Genomic DNA, 2,786 nt, shown 5'->3' with positions numbered 1-2,786 from the left:
TCGGACCACGCCCATCGGGGTCACACCGGCTCGCTACCGCCCCGATGACCAGCTTCTGGCCTTCCTCGAAGGCCTCTGATTATGCCGACCGCAAGCAACGCCAGAGCGCCGCCGGCCGATCGCCAGCCGCCCGACTCGGCATAATTCGGTTGTCGGCATGATGGCGCAGATCATGGAGTCGAGGTTGATAGCGGGCGCCATCCTCACGGGCGATATCAGCGCTGTTGCGCAGACGGACAAAGGCCGATTCGACCATGCCTCGGGTCACCGCGGTGTCGGTGCGGGTCACAAAGAAGGGATTGGCGGGATCGTTGGCATGGCCTTGCCGGTGTCGATCATGGGCGTAGGTCCTGAGTACCGCCGCTAACCGTGGGCCAATCGGCACCAACCGTGTCTTGTAGAATTTGCTCTCCCGGATGGTGAGCACCTGCGCACCCAGATCGACATCGGCAAGCGTCAACGCAAGCGCCTCGCTGATGCGCAGTCCGGTCCCATAGAGCAACAGCAAGAGCGGGCGCAGGGTCGCTCCTTGGAGCGCCATGCGCGGAGCCTCAAGTTCGCCAGCGGCCTTGAACAGGCGACGCAATTCCTCCTCGGGGAAAATGTAAGGCCGAAACGGTTCCGGGCGCTGAGGCACGGTTTTGGGCAGCGGCGACAGCGCCACATAGCCCCGGCCCAGCGCGAAGCGATAGAAGCCCGTCAACGCCTCATACTTGCGGTGCCAATACCGGGTCACGGGGCCAGAACCGGCGAGGTAGCGCGCCACCTGCTGTGGCTCGACGTCGGTGATGGCCACATCACCCACCGCCTTGCAGAACGCCTTGAGGATGGCTGCTTCCGTGCGAAAACGCGATCCCATCGATTGCTTGAGTGCCACATAGTCATGCACGACTTGGGGGAGATTCATAGCAGCCCTCCCACGTCGAACTCTGCCACCTCACGCAGTCCCGCCAGATCGACTTTGGCATAGTGACGGGTGCTGCTGAGGCTATGATGACCAAGATGATCGCCAATGGCATCCAGAGACAGCCCCTCGGCTAGGAGATGACAGGCACAGGCGTGGCGCAGCGCATGAGGACCCCAGTGGGGAGTCTGAACACCCAGGTGGTGCAAACGACTGCAGGTCACGTGATAAAGCCCACCCGCCGACAGCGGGCGGATGGGCGCCCTCAGGGTCAGGAAGACCTCGCGATAACCACAACAGGGACGCACCTCCTGGAGGTAGCGCACGATGGCGCTGCCCGCTTCATCGGTCAGCGGGTAGCGCTGGGAGCAGTGCTGTTTGGCGCGCACAACCGTGATGCACGCATGGGTCCAGTCGATGTCGTCGAGCCGAAGCCGCGCCACTTCACCGCTGCGCAATGCGTAGACGGCGAAGAGCAGCAGGATGGCGCGATCGCGGATGTGACGAGGCTGCTGAGTATCGGGCGGCGGAATCAGCTGCCGAATATCTTCCCAGGCAGGGCCGCCCGGTAAGGTTTCATCGCGGAACAGGCGGGGACTTTCGATCGCTGAGGCGATGGCGGGCCGGCACCAGCCTTGGCGCTCGGCATACCGAAAGAAGGCCCGCAGCGCCTTGGCGCTGCTGGCGATCGACACACGGCACCAATGCGCCCCTTGGCGGGCAAGGAAGGCATCGACATCCTCGACGCGCACTTCTGCAAAGGCGCACTGTCGCGCACTGAAGTCAGCGAAAAAGTGCTGAACATGCCACTGGTAGTTCGCCACCGTTGCTGTCGACAACCCGCGCTCGTGTTGCAAATCGTCAACGAAGGCATCGATGAGAGGGGCAAACGGCTGTGGCGTCGATTCTGGTTCCGAGATGCACAGACGGCCCAAGTAGCTGAGCCATGCAATGGCGGTCTGCCGGAACAGTATCTGCGACCATCGAAGCGTCTGCGCACGATGACGGCGCTTCTGTTGTTTGGCCCAGTGCTCAGCAGCCCCATCGACCGCTGCGAGCGTGACCAAGTGTCCAGATGTCAGATCTAGTTCCCGAACGACGACAAGGAGTTCTCGAGCGATGCGCAGCAAGGTCTCCGGCGCTGCTCCATCCTCAGCGCATTTTCTCAGGTAGGACGCGCGCTCCGATGCCAGGGGCGCCTCGAGCTGGCACGCGATTGTGCTCGGTCGTTTGAAAAGCTTGTCGAACATGGTCAATCTCCTGTGCAAAAGAGATTTGACCGACAAGATCGTTATGTGGCGTCCAGCCTCGCCAAGCTCTAACCTGGTCAGGCGGTTAGGGTCTCACCGCCACATAACAGGCAACGCCACATTAACCATCCGGCTCCCAGTTTGAGTCTTCCACGGTGGAATAGGGTAGAGGTCATGGACAATGCGCGGGCGCGGTAGCCGCGGGCCGATGACGGCCCGAAAACGCTCCCAGTTGAGCGAGCGCTTTTGGCTACGCCGGTTCAACCACTTAAACAGCAGTCGCGTGGCCTGGTAGAGATACCCGGCCAGGGCGCGGCTGTTGCCGCTGACGCCGTAGTACTGGATGTGCCCACTGTTGTCTCTCACATTGTTTCCCCGCCCGTTTCTCGAATTGTTTCGCGATGAGAGTGTGAGTCCTTCCCAGCCTAGGCACTCCGGTGAAGCAATGGTGGGAGGTGGACGAGTGTGAGGTGATGAACGCGCTTTTTCGGGGGCGGGCCGGTGGCCCCGGGGGAAGTGGACGTTGTGGGGGGCGGCAGGGGCCTGCGGCGGGTCTCGGCCCGCCGCGTTGAGGTCTTTCAGAAGGAGATCGGATCGTCGAAATCGTCGTTGAAGAGGTCGCCCTGACGCTC

General features: G+C 62.2%; 2 protein-coding genes. Both read right to left on the bottom strand.

Annotation, left to right across the window (positions count from 1 at the left end):
- Positions 1-79: 79 nt before the first annotated feature.
- Positions 80-907, bottom strand: a complete 828-nt coding sequence (locus tag G3446_RS26225; protein ID WP_164456603.1) for a tyrosine-type recombinase/integrase — start codon at positions 905-907, stop codon at positions 80-82.
- Entirely contained in the window at positions 904-2,154 is a 1,251-nt protein-coding gene (locus tag G3446_RS26220; protein ID WP_164456602.1) for a tyrosine-type recombinase/integrase, read from the bottom strand. The genes G3446_RS26225 and G3446_RS26220 overlap by 4 nt, the downstream gene beginning before the upstream one ends.
- Between the last annotated feature and the right edge of the window lie 632 nt (positions 2,155-2,786).

It is taken from the genome of Thiorhodococcus minor (genome assembly GCF_010820565.1).
In the GTDB taxonomy this organism is placed as follows: domain Bacteria; phylum Pseudomonadota; class Gammaproteobacteria; order Chromatiales; family Chromatiaceae; genus Thiorhodococcus; species Thiorhodococcus minor.
The sequence above is the reverse complement of the archived record's forward strand: the minus strand, read 5'-3'. Positions and strand labels throughout refer to the sequence as shown.

Excerpts from the sequence above, each read along its gene's own strand:
- G3446_RS26225 (WP_164456603.1), bottom strand. The coding sequence starts at position 907 with ATGAATCTCCCCCAAGTCGTGCATGACTATGTGGCACTCAAGCAATCG.
- G3446_RS26220 (WP_164456602.1), bottom strand. The coding sequence starts at position 2,154 with ATGTTCGACAAGCTTTTCAAACGACCGAGCACAATCGCGTGCCAGCTC.